Source organism: Brevundimonas sp. T2-11 (assembly GCF_055397675.1).
The window spans coordinates 2689335-2708814 of record NZ_AP027920.1 but is presented as its reverse complement, the minus strand read 5'-3'; the positions used below and the strand labels follow the sequence as shown (position 1 = coordinate 2708814).

Annotated in this window: 22 protein-coding genes; 2 read left to right on the top strand and 20 right to left on the bottom strand. The window is 67.6% G+C overall.

Translation table 11 applies throughout. The annotated features are described in order from the left end of the window. Positions 1-40: 40 nt before the first annotated feature. From ACZ5XO_RS13260 to ACZ5XO_RS13245, 4 genes are read right to left on the bottom strand one after another with little or no spacing between them, the layout of a single operon-like run. A complete protein-coding gene (locus ACZ5XO_RS13260) occupies positions 41-1078 on the bottom strand; it encodes a quinone-dependent dihydroorotate dehydrogenase (RefSeq protein WP_464162825.1) in 1038 nt (345 codons plus the stop codon). Continuing rightward, entirely contained in the window at positions 1075-1431 is a 357-nt protein-coding gene (locus ACZ5XO_RS13255) for a DUF952 domain-containing protein (RefSeq protein ID WP_464162824.1), read from the bottom strand. Before ACZ5XO_RS13255 ends, ACZ5XO_RS13260 begins: the two co-directional genes overlap by 4 nt. Continuing rightward, positions 1428-1925: a SixA phosphatase family protein gene (locus ACZ5XO_RS13250; RefSeq protein WP_464162823.1), complete on the bottom strand. Its 498-nt coding sequence runs from the start codon at positions 1923-1925 to the stop codon at positions 1428-1430. The genes ACZ5XO_RS13255 and ACZ5XO_RS13250 overlap by 4 nt, the downstream gene beginning before the upstream one ends. Before the next feature lie 10 nt (positions 1926-1935). Then, on the bottom strand, positions 1936-2706 hold the full coding sequence (locus tag ACZ5XO_RS13245) for a class I SAM-dependent methyltransferase (RefSeq protein ID WP_464162822.1): 771 nt from the start codon (positions 2704-2706) through the stop codon (positions 1936-1938). A gap of 46 nt (positions 2707-2752) precedes the next feature. On the opposite strand from ACZ5XO_RS13245, the gene gloB reads away from it, so the two are divergent. Further along, positions 2753-3481 carry a hydroxyacylglutathione hydrolase gene (gloB, locus tag ACZ5XO_RS13240; protein WP_464162820.1) on the top strand — a complete coding sequence of 243 codons (729 nt, stop codon included), beginning with the start codon at positions 2753-2755 and terminating at the stop codon, positions 3479-3481. Here the strand turns inward: gloB and ACZ5XO_RS13235 are convergent. From ACZ5XO_RS13235 to ACZ5XO_RS13210, 6 genes are all read right to left on the bottom strand, one after another. Beyond that, positions 3478-3792: a YdeI/OmpD-associated family protein gene (locus ACZ5XO_RS13235; protein WP_464162819.1), complete on the bottom strand. Its 315-nt coding sequence runs from the start codon at positions 3790-3792 to the stop codon at positions 3478-3480. The two genes, gloB and ACZ5XO_RS13235, sit on opposite strands and share 4 nt — an antisense overlap. Positions 3793-4153: 361 nt before the next feature. Then, positions 4154-4981: a DUF4908 domain-containing protein gene (locus ACZ5XO_RS13230; protein ID WP_464162818.1), complete on the bottom strand. Its 828-nt coding sequence runs from the start codon at positions 4979-4981 to the stop codon at positions 4154-4156. 48 nt (positions 4982-5029) lie between these two features. Beyond that, a complete protein-coding gene (gene phbB, locus ACZ5XO_RS13225; RefSeq protein WP_464162817.1) occupies positions 5030-5755 on the bottom strand; it encodes an acetoacetyl-CoA reductase in 726 nt (241 codons plus the stop codon). Between the two features lie 166 nt (positions 5756-5921). Next, positions 5922-6671 carry a DUF72 domain-containing protein gene (locus tag ACZ5XO_RS13220; protein WP_464162815.1) on the bottom strand — a complete coding sequence of 250 codons (750 nt, stop codon included), beginning with the start codon at positions 6669-6671 and terminating at the stop codon, positions 5922-5924. 69 nt (positions 6672-6740) lie between these two features. Continuing rightward, positions 6741-7346 (bottom strand): hypothetical protein, encoded by a 606-nt coding sequence (locus ACZ5XO_RS13215; protein WP_464162814.1) that lies wholly within the window; start codon positions 7344-7346, stop codon positions 6741-6743. Positions 7347-7369: 23 nt separating this feature from the next. Beyond that, a complete protein-coding gene (locus ACZ5XO_RS13210) occupies positions 7370-7576 on the bottom strand; it encodes a hypothetical protein (protein WP_464162812.1) in 207 nt (68 codons plus the stop codon). 148 nt (positions 7577-7724) lie between these two features. Here ACZ5XO_RS13210 and ACZ5XO_RS13205 point away from each other — a divergent pair, with 148 nt between their 5' ends. Continuing rightward, the gene (locus tag ACZ5XO_RS13205; RefSeq protein WP_464162811.1) at positions 7725-8516 is read left to right on the top strand and encodes a TSUP family transporter; all 792 of its coding nucleotides are present in this window, start codon (positions 7725-7727) and stop codon (positions 8514-8516) included. Here ACZ5XO_RS13205 and ACZ5XO_RS13200 read toward each other — a convergent pair. From ACZ5XO_RS13200 to ACZ5XO_RS13155, 10 genes are all read right to left on the bottom strand, one after another. Then, the gene (locus tag ACZ5XO_RS13200) at positions 8513-10108 is read right to left on the bottom strand and encodes an ATP-binding protein (protein WP_464162810.1); all 1596 of its coding nucleotides are present in this window, start codon (positions 10106-10108) and stop codon (positions 8513-8515) included. The two genes, ACZ5XO_RS13205 and ACZ5XO_RS13200, sit on opposite strands and share 4 nt — an antisense overlap. Positions 10109-10193: 85 nt before the next feature. After that, positions 10194-11555 (bottom strand): glutamate--cysteine ligase, encoded by a 1362-nt coding sequence (locus ACZ5XO_RS13195; protein WP_464162809.1) that lies wholly within the window; start codon positions 11553-11555, stop codon positions 10194-10196. Between the two features lie 69 nt (positions 11556-11624). Beyond that, positions 11625-12344 carry a 16S rRNA (uracil(1498)-N(3))-methyltransferase gene (locus ACZ5XO_RS13190; RefSeq protein ID WP_464162808.1) on the bottom strand — a complete coding sequence of 240 codons (720 nt, stop codon included), beginning with the start codon at positions 12342-12344 and terminating at the stop codon, positions 11625-11627. Positions 12345-12387: 43 nt separating this feature from the next. After that, positions 12388-12651 carry a GIY-YIG nuclease family protein gene (locus tag ACZ5XO_RS13185; RefSeq protein ID WP_464164924.1) on the bottom strand — a complete coding sequence of 88 codons (264 nt, stop codon included), beginning with the start codon at positions 12649-12651 and terminating at the stop codon, positions 12388-12390. A gap of 104 nt (positions 12652-12755) precedes the next feature. After that, positions 12756-13649 (bottom strand): bestrophin family protein, encoded by an 894-nt coding sequence (locus ACZ5XO_RS13180; RefSeq protein ID WP_464162806.1) that lies wholly within the window; start codon positions 13647-13649, stop codon positions 12756-12758. A 30-nt stretch (positions 13650-13679) separates the two neighbouring features. Beyond that, a complete protein-coding gene (locus ACZ5XO_RS13175) occupies positions 13680-14843 on the bottom strand; it encodes an acyl-CoA dehydrogenase family protein (RefSeq protein ID WP_464162804.1) in 1164 nt (387 codons plus the stop codon). Positions 14844-14954: 111 nt separating this feature from the next. Continuing rightward, positions 14955-16736, bottom strand: coding sequence for an acyl-CoA dehydrogenase C-terminal domain-containing protein (locus tag ACZ5XO_RS13170; RefSeq protein WP_464162802.1), 1782 nt, complete (start codon positions 16734-16736; stop codon positions 14955-14957). A 2-nt stretch (positions 16737-16738) separates the two neighbouring features. Then, positions 16739-17224 (bottom strand): MerR family transcriptional regulator, encoded by a 486-nt coding sequence (locus ACZ5XO_RS13165; protein WP_464162801.1) that lies wholly within the window; start codon positions 17222-17224, stop codon positions 16739-16741. Between the two features lie 150 nt (positions 17225-17374). After that, positions 17375-17785 carry a DoxX family protein gene (locus tag ACZ5XO_RS13160; protein WP_464162799.1) on the bottom strand — a complete coding sequence of 137 codons (411 nt, stop codon included), beginning with the start codon at positions 17783-17785 and terminating at the stop codon, positions 17375-17377. A 217-nt stretch (positions 17786-18002) separates the two neighbouring features. After that, complete coding sequence (locus tag ACZ5XO_RS13155; RefSeq protein WP_464162797.1) at positions 18003-19460, bottom strand: protein adenylyltransferase SelO family protein; 1458 nt, start codon at positions 19458-19460, stop codon at positions 18003-18005. Positions 19461-19480: the final 20 nt, after the last annotated feature.

The following is a 19480-nucleotide window of genomic DNA, read 5'->3' as shown; positions in this document are numbered from 1 at the left end:
CTATCGGAGCGATGATGCGGCCGCTTGCCCTAATGCTCCGTCAACGACCTGAACCAACCGCGTCAGAAATGTGGCTGAACCCCTCGGCGCGCAGACGGGCGCCCAGATCGCGCTTGATGGCGCCGATCAGACCCGGCCCCTCATAGATCAGGGCCGAATAGACCTGCACCGCCGAGGCGCCCGCGCGGATGCGCGCCCAGGCGTCGGCGCCGCTCTCGATGCCGCCCACCGCGATCAGCGGCAGCCGGCCGGCGGCGGCCTCGGCGGCGGCTTCCAGCGCCTTCTGGGCGAAGGGCTTCAATGGCGCGCCCGACAGGCCGCCGGCCTCGCCTGCGAACGCGGACTTCAGCGTGACGGGGCGTTCCAGCGTGGTGTTGGATACGATCAGGGCGTCGATGTGGTGCGCCAGGGAGGCCTCGACGATCATGCCGATCTCTTCGCCGATCAGGTCCGGCGCGATCTTCAGGAAGACCGGAGCCCCGTCGGACGGACGGGCCTCATGGATGCGGCCCAGCAGATCGTCCAGCGCCTCGCGGCCCTGCAGGGCGCGCAGGCCCGGCGTATTGGGCGAGGAGATATTGATGGTGAAATAGTCGGCCAGACCGGCCAGACGCTTCAGACCCGCGACATAGTCCGCCGCCTTGTCCTCGGTGTCCTTGTTGGCCCCCAGGTTGGCGCCGATGGGCGTGCGCTTGGGGCGGCAGGCCAGTCTCGCTGCGAAGGGCTCCAGCCCCTCGTTGTTGAAGCCCATGCGGTTGATGACAGCGCGGTCTTCCGACAGGCGGAACAGGCGGGGTTTGGGGTTGCCCGGTTGCGCGCGCGGCGTCACCGAGCCGCATTCCACGGCGCCGAAGCCGAGCCGCGACAGGCCCTCCAGCGCCTCGCCGTTCTTGTCCAGGCCAGCGGCCAGACCGACCGGGTTGGTCATCTCCAGCCCGGCGATGCGGGTCTTCAGGATCGGATCGTCGCCGCCGGGCGCGGGCAGGGGCGTGACCTGCAGGGCGCGAATGGCCAGACGGTGCGCCGTCTCGGGGTCCATCTGGCGCAAAAGGACAGCGCCGAGGTTGGTCAGGCTCATGGATTTTCGCTCAGGATCATGTCGCCGTCGGCGCTGACCGACAGGGCGCGTGCGCCCCGCGTCGCCGCAACAGGCAGGGGGCCGTAGATATGGGGAAACAGGGCGCCGCCGCGCGACGGCTCCCAGACCAGGGTCTCGCCCAGGGCGTCCAGGTCGACCTCGACCAGCATCAGGTCGTCTTGCCCCGCGTAATGCCTGGCGGCGGTGACGGCCAACTGGTCGGCGGCGGACAGGTGGATATAGCCGTCGGCGTGGTCGACGGGCGAGCCGTCATAGGCGCCCTCGGCCAGGGTCGCCCGCCAGTCGGCGCGGCTCAGGATCTTGAAGGCCGTGGTCGGCAGGGCGTCGGTCATTTTTCCAGATCGTGCGGCGTCAGCCAGCCTTCGTAGGACGGCCGTCCCGCGACATCGACGGTGAAGACGGCCGCCGCCCCGGTGGGGAAGCCGCCGCTCATCTTGTCCAGCACGCTCGGCGAGGCGGCGCTCTCGATCAGGTATTCAACCGCCAGCTGATGCACGCCCGGATTATGGGCCACCAGCATCAGGCAGGCCGCGTCGTCTTCGGCGGCTTCGACGGCGCGGCGCAGCACGTCGGAGGAGGCGTTGTAGAGGGCGGGCGACAGATGCACCTCGACGTCGCCCATGGCTTCGCTGACCGCGTCCCAGGTCTGATGCGTGCGCCGGGCGCTGGACACCAGGGCCGTGTCGGGGCGCAGGCCCCGCTCGGCCAGGGCCTTGCCCATGGCCAGGGCGTCGGTGCGGCCGCGTTTGGACAGGGGGCGGTCGATGTCGCCGCCGGCCGCGCTCTTCTCGGCCTGGGCGTGACGCATGATGATCAGTCGCTGCATGGGGCTCGCCTTAAGGCCGTTTGCGCTCGCCGACCAGAGCATGGGCGGGCGGCCCATGGTCGCGCGACGCGGGCGAGGGGGTCAGGGCGGGCCGTCCCGCCAGCACCGCCTGGGCCAGGCCCTGGGGCCGGATGCGGGCATAGGACTGACGTGTCGCTTCCAGCATGATCAGGCCCGCCGCGCCGGGCAGCATCCAGCGTCCGACCTGTTCGATGCCATCGGCCATCGGCAACAGGGGGCTCCAGGGCGGAACATAGAGGGCCTGGGACCAGGCGGCGGGCTCCAGTCCGACCTCGCGGACCAGCCGCTCCAGCTGGCCGCGCGTGAAGGGGCGGCCGTGGCCGAAAGGCGTGGTTTCGGCCCGCGCCCACATGCCGCCGCGCGCCGCCGTCGCCAGGATGATGCGACCGGCGGGGGCCAGGGCGCGTACCGCCTCGGTCAGAAGGGCGCGGGGATCGTCGGCCTCTTCCAGAGCATGAACCAGCAGGATGCGGTCGAAGGTTCCGGCCGCGAAGGGCAGGCGTTTCTCATCGACCAGAAGGGTGCGGTTGCGTCCCCCCGTCGCCCATTGTTCGGCGCCCTGTCCGCCCGGCATGGCGGCGATGACGCGCCGGGCCCCGACGAAGCCGTCCAGCCAGGGCGTGGCGTAGCCCAGGCCCAGAACGTCGCAGCCCTCAGCCTCGCCCCAGGCGTCCTCCAGTCGTCGCGCCAGCACGCGTCGCACCAGCGCGCCGGTCGGCTCGCCGTAGAAGGTGCGGAGATCGTCAATGCTGCGCCTCATGGAGCTACTATAGTCCCCGGACGGCTCCCGCTGCTAGGATGCGTCCATGACCCTGACCGTGCGCCAGTTTCCCTGCCTGTCCGACAACTATGGCTTCCTGATCCGCGACGAGGCGACCGGCATGGTCGCCGCCGTGGACACGCCGGACGCCGAGGCCGTCCTGGCCGAGATCGAGGCCTCGGGCTGGGGCCGGCTGGACCTGATCCTCAACACCCACTGGCACCCCGACCACACGGGCGGCAATGAGCGGCTGAAAGCGGTGACGGGCTGCGAGATCGTCGGCCCCGAAGAAGTCCGGCGCGCGGCCCCGCTGGACCGCGTGGTCGTCGATGGCGACGTCGTGCGATTGGGAGAGACCGTGTTCGAGGTGGTGCTGTCGCCCGGGCACACCCTGGGCCATGTGGTCTATCGCGCGGCGGACAACGATATGGCCTTCGTCGGCGACGTCATCTTCGCCCTGGGCTGCGGCCGCCTGTTCGAGGGCACGGCCGAGCAGATGTGGGACAGCCTCGGCCGCATCGCGGCCTGGCCGGAAAGCACCACGCTCTACTGCGCCCACGAATATACGGCGTCCAACGCCCGATTCGCCCTCAGCCTCGACGAGCGGCCCGAGATGCGAGCCCACGCTGATGCGATCTTCGCCGCCCGCGAACGCGGCCAGCCGACCGTGCCGACCACGGTCGCAGTCGAGCGCCGCTTCAACCCCTTCCTGCGCGCCGCCGACGCCGCCGACTTCGCCGCCCGGCGTGCGGCCAAGGACGGGTTTAAGGGCTAGGGGCGGTCCTTCGCCTTGCCGTCGATCAGGACGGCCTGCTGCCAGGGGCTGGGCGCCTTGTCTGTGCGGTGGATGCAGCCGACCCAGCAGCAGGGGCGCTTCTTGCCCTCCAGCAGTTCCTCAACCGTGCGTTCGATGCGGCGCTGACGCGTCTTGGCCTGCTTGGCGTCCTCGACCCAGCAGATGAACTCGTTACGCCCCAGGGGCGTCAGGCCTGACCACAGGGCGAAGACCTCGGGATCCGCCCGCAAGGCGGTCTGCATATCCGCGCCCGCTTCATGGACGACGCCATGAGGGAAATCGTTCGTCACTGAAGCCTCCGCCATTGAGGAGCCGGAGCTTGGTCGCGAGGCGCAGCAATGTCCACTGTCGGGCGGAAGGCGGAGTTCAGCTAAGGGTGGGAAGCGGACATCCCCAGAGCGGCGTTTTCTTCGCTTTCGTCATCCTCCGGCAAGCCGCCTCTTGGCGGCGCAGACCGGGGGACCCAGCGGCGCCGAAGGCGATCTGTTTACGAGAGATGTTCGACGATTATCTGTGCGACAGGTTCGCGCTCTCGCGCGCCGCTGGGTCCCCCGGTCTCGCTGCGCTCGCCGGAGGATGACGAAAGCGAAAGCGCGCTCCAGCGTCCGCAACGGGTCGAAAGCAGACGCCCGCGCCGTCCGTTTCCGGCGGTCAGTCCTGCGGGATCACCGCGCGGATGACGCGGGCGGAGGAGGGGCGGCCGGCGATGCCGCGCTTGGGGTCGACCACGACGCGCAGGTCGCCGCCGGAATAGGTGACCGAGGCGCGCGAGCCTTCGACCACGGTGATGCTGCGCAGCCGGTCCAGGAAGGGGCGGGCGCTGGGTGAGCGGGCGATGCGGACCACGGCGTCGGTGGTGACGATCAGGGCCTCGATGCACAGGGCCTCGGATTCCGCCCCCGACAGGTTGATGCGGACCAGTCGACCCATGGCCTCGCTGACCAGGCTGCTGCGCCGGGTCATCAGGTTGAACATCTGCACCGGACCGAGGCTGGTCGGCTCCAGGCTGACGGCGGGACCGGCCACGGAAACGGGCGAGCCGCCCGGATTGCGTGTCGTATAGACGGTTATGCCCCCGCTGGGCGTCACGCGCAGGACCTGCTCGCCGGCGTCGTTGCGATAGATGGTGTCGCCGCGCGGCGCTGAAGAGGGGCGCAGCGCCCAGGTCTCGGCGGATCGGTCGAAGCGCAGCAGGGTCAGGGTTCCTGCCCGGTCCAGGATGAAGCCCTGGCCGGCCTCGGAGACGTAACGCGCCGGCGGGGGCAGGGTGCGGGTCACCGTCTGGCTGCGGATGGCGCGGCTCTGCTCCGACTGGACATTGGAGCGGGCCTGGGCGGCGGCCGGCGTCGTCGCCAGGCAGGCCGTCAGCGCCAGCAGGGCGGCGAGGTCGAGGCGCACGCCCGCAACCGCCCGGGCGCGGCGCGCCTGGGCGGCGAAGCATGGCGGATTCTCCGCCTCAACCTCGACCGTAGCCATCATGACAGCAGTCGTGGAACGCCCGAACGGCGGATTTTAGGCAAAACGGGTTCAGCCAACCAGGTACTGGCCGCCGTTCAACGACAGGGTGCAGCCTGTGACATATCCGGCACGTTCGCCCGACAGCCATGACACCATGTCGGCGATCTCCTCGCCCTTGCCCAGGCGGCCGACCGGAATCTGGGCGATGATGCTGTCCAGCACCTTCTGATCCATGGCGCCGACCATTTCGGTGTCGATATAGCCGGGCGCGATGCAGTTGACGGTCACGCCCTTGCGCGCGTTTTCAAGCGCCAGGGCCTTGGTGAAGCCGATCATCCCGGCCTTGGCGGCGGAATAGTTGGCCTGACCGATCTGGCCCTTCTGGCCGTTGATCGAGGAAATGTTGACGATCCGGCCGAAACCCCGGTCGCGCATGCCGTTGATCACCTGGCGCGTCATGTTGAAGACGCTGTCCATGTTGACGCGGATGACGTCGGACCACTGATCGGCGCTCATCTTGTGGAAGAAGCCGTCGCGAGTGATGCCGGCGTTGTTCACCAGGGTGTCGATGGGCCCCAGTTCGGCCTCGACCGCCTGCACCGCACGGGCGCAGTCGTCGAATGAGCCGACATTGCCCTTGATGACCATGACGCCCAGTTCGCGGGCCGTCGCGGCCGCCGCCTCGTCATTTCCGGAATAACCGGCGGCGACGGACATGCCGTCTTCCCTCAGCCGCTGGACGATCGCCTTGCCGATCCCCCGGGTGCCTCCCGTAACCAAAGCCACTCGCGCCATGATGCGTTTCCCTGTCTTTATTTTGAGGCGCCGTCGCCGACGACGCCCCACCCTCAAGACTACGCCTTAGCTTGGCAAGCGTTGCTGGAGAAGACGCTGTTACGCGGCCTGATCAATCTGGCCCATGTCGATGACGAAGCGATAACGCATGTCCGTGCGCTGTCCGTCACTTCAGCTTGGCGATCAGGGCCTGGGCCGCCGCCGGGTTGCGCACCTTGGCCCCCGAGATGAAGTAGGCGAAGACGTCGCCGCGCCCGGCCCACCGGCGCGTCTGGTCCGCCACGGCGTCCAGTTCGGTCGAGGTCATGCCCGTTGGTTCGTCTTCGCGGCTGGACATCAGTCGGGCGTAGCTGAAGTCGGCGGTGGCCTGGTCGATCTGCGGCCAGGTCGGCTCCTCGTCGTCGACCGCATAGACGATGGCCGCGCCGTACTTGGCCGCCAGGTCATAGAATTCCTGGCAGGCGAAGGTCGGATTGCGCACCTCAAGCGCGTGCCGCAGCCGCACTCCGTCCTTCTCCCTGGGCAGCAGCTTCAGAAAGCCTTCGAAGTCCTCGGCGTCGAACTTCTTGGTCCCCATGAACTGCCAGTTGATCGGCCCCAGCTTGTCGCCCAGCACCGTCAGTCCCTGCGACAGGAAGCGGTCGAAGCTCTCGCCGCCTTCCGACAGGACCTTGCGGTTGGTGCAGTAACGGCTGGCCTTGACCGAAAAGACGAAGCCGTCCGGCGTCTCGTCGCGCCACTTCATCCAGCTGTCGGGCTTGAAGGTCGAATAATAGGTGCCGTTGATCTCGATCGAGGTCAGGGCCCGGCTGGCGAACTCCAGCTCGCGCTTCTGCGTCAGGCCCTCGGGATAGAAGACCCCGCGCCACGGCTCGAAGGTCCAGCCGCCGACGCCGATGTGTATGGAACCTGTCATGGCCGTGCCTCCTGGGGTGCGGGTCTCTTCATGCACCCGGCGCGGGTTCTCGGGCAACGGCGAACCGGATCAGGACGCGCCGATCGAGGTGGCCATCATGGCGGCGGGGTTGATGATGCTGACGGCCGCGAGGACCAGGTACAGGGCGATGTGCAGACCCATGGCGAGAGCGAACACCCAGGCCCGGCGCGTCAGGGCCGCAGGCAGGACGAGGATCAGATAGATGGCCATGTTGAAGGCGTAGCCGCCGGCGATCAGCGCGCCTTGCGCCTTGGGCAGGCTCATCCAGATCGAGCCGCTCATCATCAACAGGTTGGCCAGGACCAGCAACAGCATGATGGCGCGCTTGTTGGCCCAGAAGTGGGCGTCCAGATCCTGCACCTCGTCATCCGGCTCGGGGAAGATCAGACTGGTGGCGACGAAATAGACCGTGGCCACCAACAGTCCGGCGATCAGCAGGCCGTAGCTGTAGGGGGCGGAGCTGAAATTCATCCAGGCCGCGTCCCAGAAGGTGGCGATGTCCAGGGCGACAAAGACGGCCAGCATCGGCGTCTTCCAGCCGATCTTCACGGTCTTGCGGTGCTTGAAGGCGCGGGCGGCCCCGGTGGCGATCACCGCCACCGACAGGCCCAGCACCAGGCCGTAGAAGCTGAAGAAGAATTCGAATGCGCTCATGTCGGCCCCCCCAACTGTCCCGCTTAGGGCTTGGGTGCTTGCTCGTCCATGTCGCGGGGCGGTGAGGCCTCGCCTTCGTCGGCCGGCTTCTTGCCGCCCCCGAACTTGATGACGCCGAAACCGAGCGCCAGGCCGATCAGGATGCCGATCGCCATATTGTCGATCAGGGCGCCCAGGATGACGCCGATGATCAGTCCCATGGGCAGGCCCACGACCACGGTCTTCTTCATCACGCATCCCCTGCGATTCCGGCCGAGCCGAAGACCTCGCATCAACCCCGCGACCGCGGCGTTCGTCAAGCGGGCAGGCGTGGCGGGCAGGAGTGGCGTGCGGCGCGGCCGGGGTCTATAGCGCCGCTGTCGTGGGAGAGTTGTGCGCGTGCCGGAACTGACGCCTGAGATCATCGCCCTGCTGGGCGCCGCGTCGGTGATCGCCGGCTTCATCGACGCCATCGCGGGCGGCGGGGGGCTGATCTCCCTGCCGGCCCTGCTGTCGGTGGGGCTGAACCCGGTCGCCGCCATCGCCACCAACAAGGTTCAGGGCAGCGTCGGCACGGCCAGCGCCCTGTGGAACTTCTGGCGCAAGGGGCGTGTGGATTTCCGTCTGATCCGCTGGCCTCTGGCTCTGGTGGCGGGAGGGGCGGGACTGGGCGCCTTCGCCGTGACCCTGGTGGATTCGCGCTGGCTGATGATCCTGCTGCCGGTGCTGCTGATCGGCATCGCCCTGTATTTCCTGTTCGGGCCGAGGGCCTCGGACGAGGACGCCCACGCCCGGCTGACGCCCCTGGCCTACGCCTTGGTCGCGGGCGGGATCGGCTTTTACGACGGCTTCTTCGGGCCCGGCACCGGGTCCTTCTTCGCCCTCAGCCTGGTCATGTTGCTGGGCATGGGGCTGACGCGGGCGACAGCCCATACCAAGGCGCTGAACCTGATGAGCAATGTTGTCGGCATCGTCGTGCTGGCGGTCGGCGGGCACATCGTCTGGACCCTGGCCGGGATCATGGCCGTGGGTCAGTTCGTCGGCGGGCGGATGGGGTCGCACGCGGCCATGCGCTTCGGTCCGCGTCTGATCCGGCCTCTTCTGGTGATCATCTCCCTGGCCATCACCGCGCGGCTGCTGTCCGATCCGGCCAACCCTCTGCGGATCATGATCGCGGGCTGGTTCGGCTAGGCGGACGCTTCCGTTCCCTCGGGCGTCAGCATGGTCAGGGCGCTCAGAAGGTCGCGGGCGGTGACCGGTTTGGCCAGGTGCAGGTCGGCCCCCGCATCTCGGGCGGCTTCGCGATGTTCGGCCATGGCGTTGGCGCTGAGCATCAGGATCGGCGTGCGTCGAACCGAGGGGCGCGCGGCCTCGGCGGCGCGCAGGGCGCGGGTCGCCGTCAGGCCGTCCATGCCAGGCATCTGCATGTCCATCAGCACCACATCAAAGCTCTGGGCCGCGAAGGCGGCCACGGCCTGGGCGCCGTCCTCGACCATGACCAGTTCTGCGACGTGATCGGCCAGGATCAACTGGACCAGGCGCTGGTTGACCGGGTGGTCCTCGGCCAACAGGACGCGCAGGGGGCGCGAGGGCAGGGCGGGCGGCGCCGCAGCGGCGCGCGTTTCGGCGTGACTGGCGCGCGGCAGGGGCAGTTCGACCCGGAAGCGGCTGCCGACGCCCGGGGTGGAGGTTCCGCTGATGCGACCGCCCATCATCTCGGTCAGGGAATGGCAGATCGACAGGCCCAGGCCCGTGCCGCCGAACCGCCGGGTGATGCTGCTGTCCGCCTGGCTGAACCGTTGGAACAGGCGGGCGGCGTGGTCGGCGTCGAAGCCGACGCCGGTGTCGTGAACCTCGAACGACAACAGGGTCGGGGCGCCGTAATCCTCGTCCAGGGCGAAACGGACGGCGACCGAACCCTCGGCGGTGAACTTGACGGCGTTGGACAGCAGATTGCCCAGGATCTGGCCGATGCGGACGCTGTCGCCGACGAAGGCGCCGCGCACGTGGTCAGGGCGCTCCAGGTGAAAGGCCAGGCCCTTGTCCTCGGCTCGCCGTCGCAGGGTGTCCAGCGGCGCGGCCAGGGCTTCGTCCAGGTCGAAGGGGCGCAGCTCCAGCGTCAGCTTGCCGGCCTCGATGCGCGACACGTCCAGCATGTCGGACACAAGTCGTTCCAGGGTCACGCCCGACGCGCCGATCAGGGCGAGCATTTCGGCCTGATCGGGTGACAGCGGCGTGCGCGACAAGGCGTCGACGATGCCGATGACGCCGTTCAGGGGGGTGCGGATCTCGTGGCTCATATTGGCCAGGAAGTCCGACTTGGCGCGGTTGGCGGCTTCGGCGGCGGCCTTGGCCTCGATCAACGCCTTCTCGGCGGCCATCTTGGCGGTCACGTCCCGAGCCACGGCGTAGATGCGGTCGCCGAACTTCCGCGCCCGCCATTCCAGGGTGATGTAATGGCCGTCGCGGTGGCGATAGCGATTGACGTGACCCTTGACCGGCGCGTCGGGGCGACGATTTTCAACCTCGGCCACGCTGTCCAGAGTGCCGGGCAGGTCGTCGGGATGGACCAGGGTCAGGATGGCCAGACCGATCAGGTCCTCGGGACGATAGCCCAGGGTGGCGGCCCAGGACGCGCTGACCCGGACAATCAAACCTTCCAGGTCCCGGATCACCAGCAGGTCCAGCGACACGTCGAAGAAGGTCGCCAGATCGGCCGCCGTGTCGCGCGCCGGCTGCGGTTGTCCCGTCAGCGGTGGGGCGGCGGCCGGGGCGAAAGTCATGGGCGATCCTTACATACTGGCCGCCGTTTCTAGACGACGCCGGTTAAGGTCGCATTTCCGTCGTGTGATGAGGTCGTTGACCGGCCTAGTAGGCGAAGTCGCGATAGATGCGGCTGACGTCGCCCTGCCATTCGCCGTGATACAGTTCCAGCAGACGGTCGGCGGGGGTCACGCCGCTGTCGGCGATGTCTTCCAGTTCCGACAGATAGCCGCGCTCGTCGACCATGCCGCCGCTGAAGCGGGCGCGGTTCTTCAGGCCGTGCTTGGCGATCTCGACCAGATCGACGGCGATGTCGCGGACGCTGCGGCCCGCCACCTCGGCCTTGAGGCCCAGACGGGTCACGTCGCGGCGCAGGCGCTCATGATCGGCGATGTCCCAGTCCTTGCACAGGTCCCAGGCCGCAGCCAGCGACGGCGCGTCGTAGAGGATCCCGGCCCACAGGGCGGGCAGGGCGCAGATGCGGCTCCACGGGCCGCCGTCGGCGCCGCGCATCTCCAGATACTGTTTCAGGCGGACTTCGGGGAAGAGGGTGGTCAGGTGGTCGGCCCAGTCCTTGGCCGTGGCGCGCTCGCCGGGCAGGGCGTCCAGACCCTCGGTCATGAACTTGCGGAACGACTGGCCCGACAGGTCGACGTAAGTCTCGCCGCGCTTGGCGAAATACATGGGGGTGTCTAGGGCATAGTCGGCGTAGCGCTCGTAGCCGAAGCCGTCGGCGAAGACGAAGTCCAGCATGCCGGTGCGGTCCGGATCAGTGTCGGTCCAGACATTGGCGCGCGCCGACAGGAAGCCGTTGGGCTTGCCCTCGGTGAAGGGCGAACAGGCGAACAGGGCGGTGGCGATGGGCTGAAGCGCCAGCGAGGTGCGGAACTTCATGACCATGTCGGCTTCGCTGTCGAAGTCGAGATTGGCCTGGATGGTGCAGGTCCGCAGCATCATGTCGAGGCCCAGAGAGCCCTTCTTGGGCATGTAGGCGCGCATGATGCCGTAACGGCCCTTGGGCATGATCGGCACGTCCTCGCGCCGCCACAGGGGATCGAAACCGGCGCCGAGGAAGCCGAGGTTCAGCTGGTCGGCGACCTGCTTGACCTCCATCAGGTGCTGGCCGGTTTCCGAACAGATGTCGTGGATGGTCTGCAGCGGGGCGCCCGACAGTTCGAACTGGCCGCCCGGCTCCAGGCTGATCGAGGCGGTGAAGCCTTCGGCGTTCTTGCGTTCCAGGGCGATGACGTGGCCGGCTTCCTCGACCGGAGACCAGCCGAAGCGTTGCAGGCCGGTCAGCATGGCCAGGATGCCGTTGTCGCCCTCATAGGCGGGGCGGCGCAGGGTGGACTTGTCGAAGCCGAACTTTTCGTGCTCGGCGCCGATGCGCCACTGGTCGGCGGGCTTCTCGCCCTTCGACATGGCGTGAATCAGTTGCTCTTTCGAAAGCGGCGCCGTGTCGGACATCTGTAACCTCTGCTGTCGCGGCTAGATGGGCGAGGATACGGCCCTGCTCAAGAGGGGGCGAGCAAACTTCTAACGTTCCCAGTCGCCAATGGCCGCCTGCCACAGGGTCAGGGCGGCGATGGCGGCGGTGTCGGCGCGCAGGATGCGCGGGCCCAGAGAGACGGCGGTGGTGAAGGGCAGGGCGCGCAGCCGCTCGCCTTCCTCGGGCGAGAAACCGCCCTCGGGGCCGATCAAGATGGCCCACTTTTCTCCGCCCGCAGCCGTCAGGGCCGAGACGGCGGGCGCGCCGCCGGTCTCGTCGCAGAACATCAGACGGCGCTCGGCGTCCCAGCCGTCCAGCAGGGCGTCCAGCTTGACCGGATCGTCGACCAGGGGCACGTCCAGACGGCCGGTCTGTTCGGCGGCCTCCTCGGCGATGGCGTCCAGCCGGTCCAGCCGCAGCCGGTCGGCGTTGGTCCGGTGGGTCAGGACCAGTCGCACGCGGCTGGCGCCCAGCTCGGTCGCCTTCTCGACGATGGTTTCGATCCGCGCCTTCTTCACCACGGCGACGATCAGCTCCAGATCGGGGCCGTGGGTCTGTTCGCGCACCAGCTCCTCGGCGCGCAGGATGACGCCCTTCTTCAGCACCTCGGCGACGCTGGCGCGCCACTCGCCGTGACGACCATTGAAAACCAGCAGGTCGTCGCCCGCCTTCAGCCGCATGACCTGGGTCAGATAGCGCGACTGGTCGAGGGTCGGAGCGACGGCGAGGCCGGGGGCGAGGTCGGAGGTGACGTGAAGGCGTATCATATTTTCCGCTCATCCCCGCGGAAGCGGGGACCCAGTGAGAGCCTTAGAACAGGTCGTTGAACAGATCGCACCAGCCCGGATTGGCCTGCTCGATCAGCTCCAGTTTCCAGACGCGGTTCCATTTCTTGATCTGGCGTTCGCGAATGAAGGCGTCGTGCCGGGTCGGGTGAAGCTCGTACCAGACCAGAACAGCGCACCCATACTTGGCCGAGAACCCCCTGAACACCTTTTCGCGGTGCTGTGAGGTGCGTTCGACGATGTCGTCGGTCGAGCCGGTGTAGAGGGCGCCGTTCCGCCCACTGGCGATAATGTAGGTGAAGAAGGCGACGGTCTGCCCCGCAAAAGGACTGGGTCCCCGCTTTCGCGGGGATGAGCGGGTAGAATAACGCAGTTACTTCTTGTGTCAGCCGTTCAGCTCAGCCGGTCACGCTTTGCGGGCCAGACGGGGGGCAGGTCGGCGTGGCCCTGGCCCTGGGCGTGGCGCAGTTCGCGTTCCAGCATCCGGCTCATGGCGTCCAGCGGCAGGTCGTTCGGATCGTCGCCGAAGGGGTCTTCCAGTTCGTCGCCCAGGGCGTCCAGACCAAAGAAGGTGTAGGCGACCAGCAGGGACACGGCCGTCGTCCACCACCCGAGCGCCGGCGCCAGGGCGAAGGGCAGCATCAGGCAAAAGGCGTGGGCTGTCCGGTGCAGCAGCAGGGCGTAGGCGAAGGGAAGAGGCGTGGTCTTGATCCGCTCGCACCCGGCCAGAACGTGGCTCATCTCGGTCAGCCGCAGCTCCAGCACCGAATAGCGGATCGGGTCGATCAGGCCGTCGCGCAGCAGTTCGGCGCACTGGCGGCCCACGCCGGTCAGGGCGGCGTCGGTGGCGTGGTGGGCGGGCGCGACCTTGGTCCAGCGGGCGATCTCGCCCGCTTCGTCGCGGTCGCGCAGCCGGGCGGCCAGACCGAAGACGAAGCCGCCGACGCCGTCCAGCATGGGCGTGCGGCGGTCCTCGGGCAGCAGGACCGTCTGGCGGATGAAGGATCGTACGGCGATGATCAGCTCGCCCCACAGCTTTCGCGCCTCCCACCAGCGGTCATAGCAGGCGTTGTTGCGGAAGCTCATGAAGATGGACAGCGCCAGCCCGATCAGGGCGAAGGGCGCCGCCGCCAGATGCACCGGCAGGTCCGGCCGCGCGCGGTGCAGCATGACCGCCGCCACGGTGATGACCACGGTCAGGGCCAGTCGCCCGACGATGCGGGGCAGGATGGACCCGTTAATTGCAAACAGGATTTGCAGCGGGCCGGGGCGGGAGCGGACGATCATGCGCCACCCTTAGCGCCCCGGCTGTTCGCTTTACAGGGTGCGGGCGATCAGCAGCTTCATGATCTCGTTGGTGCCGCCGTAGATGCGCTGGACGCGGGCGTCCTTGTAGAGCTGGGCGATCGGATACTCGGTCATGTAGCCGTAGCCGCCGAACAGCTGCAGCATCTCGTCGATGGTCTCGCCCTGGATGTCGGTGACCCAGTATTTGGCCATGGAGGCCGTGGCGGCGTCCAGCTGACCCTTCAGGTGCAGGCCGATGCAGTGGTCGACGAAGACCTTGGCCACGGTCAGTTTCGTTTTGACCTCGGCCAGCTTGAACTGGGTGTTCTGGAAGTCGATCACCCGCTTCCCAAACGCCTTGCGCTGCTTGACGTAGTCCAGCGTCGCCTCCAGCCCGCGCTCGGCGGCGGCCACGCCTTGCACGGCGATGTTCAGGCGTTCCTGCGGCAGTTGCTGCATCAGCTGGACGAAGCCCATGCCCTCGCCGCCGCCGATGGCGTTCTCCAGCGGAACCTTGACGTCGTTGAAGAATAGCTCGGAGGTGTCGTTGGCCTCCATGCCGATCTTGTGCAGGTTGCGGCCGCGTTCGAAGCCCTCGGCTCCATCAGTTTCGAGGCAGATCAGACTGGTGCCCTTGGCGCCTTCGGCCGGGTCGGTTTTGGCGACGACGATGATGAAGTTGGCCAGCTGGCCGTTGGTGATGAAGGTCTTGGAGCCGTTCAGGACATAGTGGTCGCCCGACTTGATGGCGGTGGTCTTGACGCCCTGAAGGTCAGACCCGGCGCCCGGCTCGGTCATGGCGATGGCGCCGACCAGTTCGCCTGACTGCAGACGCGGCAGCCATCGCGTCTTCTGCTCGGCCGTGCCGTAGTGCCAGATGTAGGGCATGACGATGGCGTTGTGCAGCGAGATGCCGAAGTGGTCCGCGCCCTTCCAGCCCAGCTGGCGCATCAGCACGACTTCGTGCCGGTAGTCGCCGCCGAAGCCGCCGTCCTCTTCCGGCAGGGACAGGCCCAGAAGTCCGGCTTCGCCCGCCGTGTTCCACAGGCCGCGCGGCACGCTGGAGGCGGCGATCCATTCCGACATCTTCTCGGGCGGGGCGTGCTCGTCGATCCATTTGCCGACGCTGTCGGAGAAGAGGACGATCTCCTCTTCCTGCATGAAGTCGGGATCGGGGGTGTTGAGCACGTTCATCGTGGCGTTTCCTGCGGGCGCGGTTCGGACTCTGGCGGTCGTCTGGGCGCGGTCGATAGAGAAAGGGCCTCTCCCGCGTCAGCGGAAGAGGCCCTGTAGGTCAGTCGTGGATCAGAAGGCCTCGGCGGGCATCTGCATCAGCACTTCGGCGCCGGTCTTCAGCTTGGTCAGGTGGGCGGCGGCGTCGGGCAGGATGCGCTCGACGAAATACTGCCCGGTCTGCAGCTTGGTGACGTAGTAGGGGTCGGCGTCGCCGGCGGCGATCTTGGCCTGGGCCGACTTGGCCATCTGGGCCCACATATAGGCCAGGGCCGTCAGGCCGAAGATGTGCAGGTAATCGGTCGAGGCGGCCGCCGCGTTGTCCGGGTTGGCCATGCCGTTCTGCATCAGCCACATGGTGCCTTCCTGCAGCTTCTTCTTGGTGTCGGCCAGGCCGTCGACGAAGGGCTTGAGGGCCTCGTCGTCGCCGTTCTCGGACACGAAGGCGTCGATGTCGGCGAACCAGCTCATGATGGCGCGGCCGCCGTTCGACGGCAGCTTGCGGCCCACCAGGTCCAGGGCCTGAATGCCGTTCGTGCCCTCATAGATCATGGTGATGCGCGCATCGCGCAGATACTGCGAGGCGGGGAAGTGCTCGGTATAGCCCGAGCCGCCGTGGACCTGCATGGCCAGCGACGCGACGTGGAAGCCCTTGTCGGTCAGATAGGCTTTCAGCACGGGCGTGATCAGGCCCATGTAGTCCTTGGCCTTGGTCGCCGTGGCCTCGTCCGAGGACTTCTGCAGGTCGGCCTGCAGGGCGGTCCACAGGATGAAGGCGCGACCGCCTTCCACGAAGGCCTTCGACTCCAGCAGCATCCGGCGCACGTCGGGGTGGACCATGATGGGGTCGGCCGGGCCGTCCGGGTTCTTGGCGCCGGTCAGGGCGCGGCCTTGCAGGCGGTCGTTGGCGAACTCGACGGCGGCCTGATAGGCGGCGTCGCCGATGGCCAGGCCCTGCAGGCCGGTGCCCAGGCGGGCCTCGTTCATGACCACGAACATGTTGTTCATGCCCCGGCCTTCTTCGCCGATCAGCCAGCCCTTGGCGTTCTCATAGGCCATGACGCAGGTGGCGTTGCCGTGGATGCCCATCTTGTGCTCGAGGCCGGCGCAGGACACGCCGTTGCGCTCGCCGATGGATCCGTCCTCGTTCACCAGGAACTTGGGCACCACGAAGAGCGACAGGCCCTTGATGCCCGGAACCGCGCCTTCGACGCGGGCCAGCACGGTGTGGATGATGTTGTCGGCGAAGTCGTGCTCGCCCGCCGAGATCCAGATCTTCTGGCCGGTGATCGAATAGGAGCCGTCGCCGTTCGGCACGGCCTTGGTGCGGACCATGCCCAGGTCGGTGCCGCACTGCGGCTCGGTCAGGTTCATGGTGCCGGTCCATTCGCCGGTCGCCATCTTGGGCAGGTACTTCTGCTTCAGTTCGTCAGAGGCCGAGGCCTCGATGCCGTGATAGGCGCCGCCCGTCAGGCCCGGATACATGGAGAAGGCCGCCGAGGCCGCAGCCGTGAACTGGCCCACGGCCATCGAGACGATGGAGGGCAGGCCCTGGCCGCCGTATTCCGTGCCAAAGGCCAGGCTGGTCCAGCCGGCCTCGACCATCTGGTGATAGGCTTCTTTCCAGCCCTTGGGCGTGGTCACCACGTCGCCTTCGATGTGGCAGCCTTCCTGATCGCCCGGACGGTTGATCGGGGCGATGACCTCTTCGGCGAACTTGCCGCCTTCCTCGATGATCTGGTCGATCAGGTCGCGCGACAGGTCGGCGTCGGCGAAGTGGTTGGCGTAGCGTTCAACCTCCAGCACGTCGTGCAGGACGAAGGACAGGTCGCGGACAGGCGCCTTGTAGGCCATGGTTAAGCTCTCGCTTTGAAAGGCTGGAAGTGGTTGTCGGGGTTGAGCCGTTCGCTCAGCAGGCTGGCGTATTCGTCCGCCCCCGGCAGAAGATCGGGGCGGTGTTCGCCCAGCTTGGACTCCATCCAGGCGCAGGCCTCCTCGGCCGTCTGGATGGCGCCCTCGATGTCTTCGAGTTGTTGTTTCAGCGCCTCGACCTGGGCGCGGTGACGGCGCAGGGCCACGGCCATCTGATGGACGTTGTGGTCCTTGCGGTCATACAGATCCAGCATCTCCTGGATCTCCTGCAGGGTGAAGCCGATGCGGCGCCCCCTCAGGATCAGCTTCAGTCGGGCGCGGTCGCGGGCGTCGTAGACCCGGGTCTGACCCTTGCGGGCCGGGGTCAAAAGGCCCTTGTCCTCATAGAAGCGCAGGGCGCGCGCGGTCGCGCCGAACTCGCGGCACAGGTGCCGGATGGAATAGGTGCGGTGATCGTCAGCGGTCGCCATGCGTCATCCATAACTTGACGCGGACGTAAAGGGAAGCTTCTCGATCGCCGTCACGACAGATGTGATCGACACGGGTCTGCAAACGCAAATCGGCCGCGGAGAGCTTGCGCCCGCCGCGGCCGATCCGGGGAGGAAAACTGTGTCAGGCGATCAGTGACGGCGGAACCAGAAGACCGGCGCCGTGATGGCGATCAGGAAGAGGTTGGTCAGGGCCAGACCGACATTCAGTTCCGTGGCGTGCAGGATCAGCATGATGGTTTGCAGGGCCAGCAGGCCGACGCTGGCCGTCAGCAGCAGGGGGCGGCCGAAGCGCCACGACACCAGGGGGCTGAGCACCATCAGGGCCAGGACGATCTCGACCACGCCCAGGCCGCGCACGAAGTTGACGCTGGCCATGGCGGGCCAGTGCATCAGCACGGTCAGGTTCTCCATCGACTCCGTCAGCTTGGCGTAGCCGGCCGCGATGAAGAACATCGCGATCCAGCCCTGGAAGGTCCACAGGGCCAGGTTCAGGTAGTCGGATTTTGCGCGGGAGCGGGGCGTCAAGGTCGTCGAGGTCATGGCCGAAACCGTGGGGGGTTGAATTGGTAACAGTTGCTAGATCAGATTGCCGGGGGCGATCGTCAAGGAAGTGTAACAATCTGTGAACCGGGGGTAGGCGCGACCTGCGGCGGCGGCGTGGCTGAAACCACAATTCCCCGTAACCCGACGCAGGACGTGAGCGTGGTCTAGGCCCGTCGAAGCGAGCTGTCAACGATTGATGACATCAGCTGATGACTTAAAGCGCCCAAGCGCTCCGCGCGGCGTCCAGGCGGGCCAGCTTGGCGTGCAAAGGCGCCCAGTCGTCGCCCTGTTCGATGGCCGCCCACAGGGCCTCGACCTCGTCGATCAGCATCTCCTCCGGTTCGGACGCGGCGAACATCGGATGCTCCAGCCGCTCGGGGCGATCCGGTTCATGTTCCAGCAGGGCGAAGCGGAAGGCGTCGAAGGCCTCGCCCTGATAGATCTTGCCGCGCACGCCGCCGAGCGCCCGCGCGCCCGAACTGAAGCCGCCGAACCAGTCGAAGAAGAGCGGCTCCCAGCGCAGGGCCTCGCCCTTGTCGCGCAGCAGGGCCAGGGCCGCGTCCAGCAGCCGCTGATCCGCCGCCTCGCCCAGGCTCTTGACCCCCAGGCGGTTGAGGAAGGCCGCGCGCAGGTGGCGGATATAGGCGGGGCCGAAGCCGTTCAGCGCCTCGGTCAGGGCCGTGACCTGATCCTCGGCGATCAGCTTCAGGCAGCCGGCCAGCTGGGTCAGATTCCAGAACACGGCCTCGGGCTGGCGCGCGAAGGCGTAGAGGCCGGAGGTGTCGAAATAGGCGGCGGTGAAGGCCGGGTCGTAATGGGGCAGGAAGCGCCAGGGTCCGTAGTCGAAGCTCTCGCCCGTCACGTTCAGATTGTCGGTGTTCAGCACCCCGTGGACGAAGCCCGCCGAAATCCACTTGGCCGTCAGCCGGGCCGAGGCCTCGACCACGGCGGCCAGGAAACCGGGCGCGTCGCCCGTCGCGACGGACGGGTGATACAGGCTGCGGGCGTGCTCCAGCAGGACCTCGATCTGGTCCTTGCGGCCATAGTAGGCGGCGCGCTGGAAGGTCCCAAAGCGGATATGGCTGTGCGACAGCCGCACCATGGCGGCCGAGCGGGTGGGGGAGGGTTCGTCGTTGCGTTCCAGCGCCTCGCCGGTCTCGACCAGGGACAGGATGCGGCAGGTCGGAACCCCGAGGCTTTCCAGCATGGCCGCGGCCAGGACCTCGCGCATCCCGCCCTTCAGCGTCAGTCGTCCGTCGCCGCGCCGCGACCAGGGCGTCTGGCCCGAGCCCTTGGTGCCAAGGTCGAGAAGGCGGGCTTCCTTGTTTTCCCTATCGCCTTGCTCGCGGAGCAAGGCTGCTTGAGGGATTTCCCTCAGCTGCGCCGCCAGAAACCCGCGCCCGTCGCCGATGTCGGGGTTGTAGGTGCGGAACTGGTGGCCGTGATAGCGCATGGCCACGGGACCGGGCTGGCCGGGCAGGGGCTGGAAGCGGCCGAAGTGGTTCAGCCATTCCTCGTCGCTCAGCGTTTCCAGCCCGACCTCGGCCGCCGCGCGGTCGTTGCGCACGCGCAGGATCGTCTGGGGGAAGTCCGCCGCGGACACCGGGTCGCCGAACTCGGGGCCGAGATCGAGGAAACGCGGTTCGGGACGATAGGCGGGGGAAACGGGCATGAAGCGGCAGATGCGCGTTC

Bases quoted from the DNA above. Each gene is read 5' to 3' on its own strand.
- ACZ5XO_RS13260 (WP_464162825.1), bottom strand. From the start codon at position 1,078: ATGAGCCTGACCAACCTCGGCGCTGTCCTTTTGCGCCAGATGGACCCC.
- ACZ5XO_RS13255 (WP_464162824.1), bottom strand. From the start codon at position 1,431: ATGACCGACGCCCTGCCGACCACGGCCTTCAAGATCCTGAGCCGCGCC.
- ACZ5XO_RS13250 (WP_464162823.1), bottom strand. From the start codon at position 1,925: ATGCAGCGACTGATCATCATGCGTCACGCCCAGGCCGAGAAGAGCGCG.
- ACZ5XO_RS13245 (WP_464162822.1), bottom strand. From the start codon at position 2,706: ATGAGGCGCAGCATTGACGATCTCCGCACCTTCTACGGCGAGCCGACC.
- gloB (WP_464162820.1), top strand. From the start codon at position 2,753: ATGACCCTGACCGTGCGCCAGTTTCCCTGCCTGTCCGACAACTATGGC.
- ACZ5XO_RS13230 (WP_464162818.1), bottom strand. From the start codon at position 4,981: ATGATGGCTACGGTCGAGGTTGAGGCGGAGAATCCGCCATGCTTCGCC.
- phbB (WP_464162817.1), bottom strand. From the start codon at position 5,755: ATGGCGCGAGTGGCTTTGGTTACGGGAGGCACCCGGGGGATCGGCAAG.
- ACZ5XO_RS13220 (WP_464162815.1), bottom strand. From the start codon at position 6,671: ATGACAGGTTCCATACACATCGGCGTCGGCGGCTGGACCTTCGAGCCG.
- ACZ5XO_RS13215 (WP_464162814.1), bottom strand. From the start codon at position 7,346: ATGAGCGCATTCGAATTCTTCTTCAGCTTCTACGGCCTGGTGCTGGGC.
- ACZ5XO_RS13210 (WP_464162812.1), bottom strand. From the start codon at position 7,576: ATGAAGAAGACCGTGGTCGTGGGCCTGCCCATGGGACTGATCATCGGC.
- ACZ5XO_RS13200 (WP_464162810.1), bottom strand. From the start codon at position 10,108: ATGACTTTCGCCCCGGCCGCCGCCCCACCGCTGACGGGACAACCGCAG.
- ACZ5XO_RS13195 (WP_464162809.1), bottom strand. From the start codon at position 11,555: ATGTCCGACACGGCGCCGCTTTCGAAAGAGCAACTGATTCACGCCATG.
- ACZ5XO_RS13190 (WP_464162808.1), bottom strand. From the start codon at position 12,344: ATGATACGCCTTCACGTCACCTCCGACCTCGCCCCCGGCCTCGCCGTC.
- ACZ5XO_RS13180 (WP_464162806.1), bottom strand. From the start codon at position 13,649: ATGATCGTCCGCTCCCGCCCCGGCCCGCTGCAAATCCTGTTTGCAATT.
- ACZ5XO_RS13175 (WP_464162804.1), bottom strand. From the start codon at position 14,843: ATGAACGTGCTCAACACCCCCGATCCCGACTTCATGCAGGAAGAGGAG.
- ACZ5XO_RS13170 (WP_464162802.1), bottom strand. From the start codon at position 16,736: ATGGCCTACAAGGCGCCTGTCCGCGACCTGTCCTTCGTCCTGCACGAC.
- ACZ5XO_RS13165 (WP_464162801.1), bottom strand. From the start codon at position 17,224: ATGGCGACCGCTGACGATCACCGCACCTATTCCATCCGGCACCTGTGC.
- ACZ5XO_RS13160 (WP_464162799.1), bottom strand. From the start codon at position 17,785: ATGACCTCGACGACCTTGACGCCCCGCTCCCGCGCAAAATCCGACTAC.
- ACZ5XO_RS13155 (WP_464162797.1), bottom strand. From the start codon at position 19,460: ATGCCCGTTTCCCCCGCCTATCGTCCCGAACCGCGTTTCCTCGATCTC.